The sequence below is a fragment of the Pinirhizobacter sp. genome, assembly GCF_035317885.1.
In the GTDB taxonomy this organism is placed as follows: Bacteria; Pseudomonadota; Gammaproteobacteria; order Xanthomonadales; family Rhodanobacteraceae; genus Pinirhizobacter.
In genome coordinates this window covers 1-2,227 of sequence record NZ_DATHFX010000150.1, presented here as the reverse complement: position 1 = coordinate 2,227, position 2,227 = coordinate 1, and the positions used below count along the sequence as shown (strand labels likewise).

Below are 2,227 nucleotides of genomic sequence, written 5' to 3'. Positions count from 1 at the left end.
ACTTGGTTCAGGATGGCGCCGATGGCCGTGGCGCGACCGAGGGAAACACTACCCGTAGGCTGGTTCAGGGTGACGTGGAAGGCTTTGTCCGGACCCGCCGTGGTGGTGCCATGGACATTCACGTTGAACGCCGCGGTGGTCCCACCGGCGGCGATGGTAAGCGTGGTGTCCAGTGCGTCGTAATCGCCGGCGGCGATCGTGGCTGTGTCGTCACTGGTGGCGACGTGCACCGTGACATCGCCATCGACTGGCTTGCTCAAGGTGACGGTGAACGGCATCGGCACATCGCCGGCACCGGCCACGCTCACCGACGAATCGGCGATGCTCAGCGACGGACCCTGCGCCACGCAAAGGCTTGTTGCATTGTGCGGCGCGGTGGGTGCCACCTTGACGAAATCGGCGCTGTTGTCGCCGCTCTGCTGCGGGATGCCCGCCCCTGAGGTGACCCGGCCGTAGCCCTGGTCGGCATTGGTGGTGCCCAGCGTCACCAGCGGCGTACCCGCCTTATAGGCGGAGCCGGTGGAAAGGCCGACCTGGTCGGTGATGTTGCCGGCAGCGTCGAGCAGGGCCAGGCCACCATCGTCGGTGACGCCCGTGCTGTAGGTGAGGTCCCCGGGCACGCTGCCCGAATAGCCGCTGGCGGCCTTGTTGGTCAGCAGCAGGTAGCAACCCGGCCCAATCGACGTGCCCGCGGGCAACGTCAGGCGCGTGCCGGTGGTGCCACTGACGTTGGACGCATTGAATTTGTATCCGGAGACATCTACCGCGGCGCTGCCGCTGTTGTAGAGCTCGACGAATTCATCGTTGCCGCCCGATGGCCCCCGCACGCGGAACTGATTGACCACAACATCGGCGGCCTGCACCGACAGACACCCGATAAGGCCGGCCAGCACGATCAGGCCGCGCGGCTTCGCATACTTGCGCATCGTTTTTTTCCCCAGGCAACGGATTCCCCGCGGGCAAGTCTGCCGCATCAAATCGTCACTTTTCGTGACAGCCGTCCCTAGGGCACCGAATGCGCCCGCAACTGGTTCACCAGCTGGCGGTGATCCTCGTCGATCTTGCCCAGCCGGGCCTTGCGAGCCGCCTCGTTCACCCATTGGGCCGTCATCGCACGCCGCCGTTCGAGGGTGTATTCGATGTCGGCGAAGGGCAGCAGCGCATCGTTGCCGACGGGGGCGAAGCCGCTGATATCGTGGATCAGCTTCAGGTTGGCGGTTTCGCGCGCGCCATCCTTGCCCTTGCCGTAAGTGGTGATGAATTCGGCAATGCGCTGGCGCAAGGCGGCGGGCAGGTCGCGGCGTACCACGATCACGGCGTGCGGCACCAGGGTCGACCGCCACAGTTCGCGGAGCCTGGCCGCTTGCTCCGGGAAGTGCTGGGCGAAGCGTTCGAGGTCGGCGGTATTGTTGGTGCCCACGTCCACCTCGCCATTGGCTACCGCCAGCGCGTTGTTCTGATGGTTGTCGATGTGCACGTTGGCGAAGAAGGTGTCCGAATCCAGTCCGCGGCCGGCGAAGAGCTGCGTCTCCGGTACCAGGTAACCGGAGACCGACAACGCTTCCCCGCGGGCGTAACGCCAGTGGCCGGGCCGGGCGTAGAGGTCGTTGAGCGTGTGCAGGGGAGAGTCGTTGCGCACCAGCAGCACGGCGTAATAACCCTTCGAACCGTCGCCGCGGGTGAGCTGCGCCACCACCTGCATGCTCTGGTGTGTCACGGCGCCGAGCGCCAGGCGGCCGGAGAGGAAAGCGATGTCCACCCGCTGCTCGCCGATCGCCTCGGAGATGCCCTCGTAGGTGCTCACCGAGATGCTTCGCACCGGCCGTTGCAGGTAACGGCCGAGGTCGTCGAGCATCGGCCTCCACGACTCCAGCGACTCCGATGGTCCGCCGATGGGAAGGATGCCGAAGGTCAAAGGCACGGCGTTGCCTGGCGGCGGTTCGCTCTGGCGCGCCGATACGGTGAGGCTCAACGCGAGCCAGACGATGAGTACCCCTGCCAGCCGACGCATGAGCGTGCTACCACCCTTGTCGAAGAGATCTAGAGCCCGCTAACCCTTCGCGAGGCTACCACGGCCTCGACGCGATTTCGCACCGAGAGGGCGCGGAAAATGGCTGCCAGGTGGATCTTCACCGTGCCCTCGCTTATCCCCAGGTCGCGGGCGATCACCTTGTTCGGTTTGCCCAGGGCAAGCAGTCGCAATACGTCGATCTGGCGGTCGGTGAGC

At 65.6% G+C, this 2,227-nt stretch carries 3 protein-coding genes; all 3 read right to left on the bottom strand.

Annotated elements, in window-relative coordinates; all coding sequences use genetic code 11:
• Positions 1 to 926: lamin tail domain-containing protein (locus VK519_RS04615; RefSeq protein ID WP_324347958.1), on the bottom strand; the 926-nt coding region annotated here is incomplete at its 3' end.
• 77 nt (positions 927 to 1,003) lie between these two features.
• Positions 1,004 to 2,011, bottom strand: a complete 1,008-nt coding sequence (gene phnD / locus VK519_RS04610) for a phosphate/phosphite/phosphonate ABC transporter substrate-binding protein (protein WP_324347957.1) — start codon at positions 2,009 to 2,011, stop codon at positions 1,004 to 1,006.
• Positions 2,012 to 2,040: 29 nt separating this feature from the next.
• The coding region (locus tag VK519_RS04605) for a response regulator transcription factor (RefSeq protein ID WP_324347956.1) at positions 2,041 to 2,227 on the bottom strand (187 nt) is incomplete at its 5' end.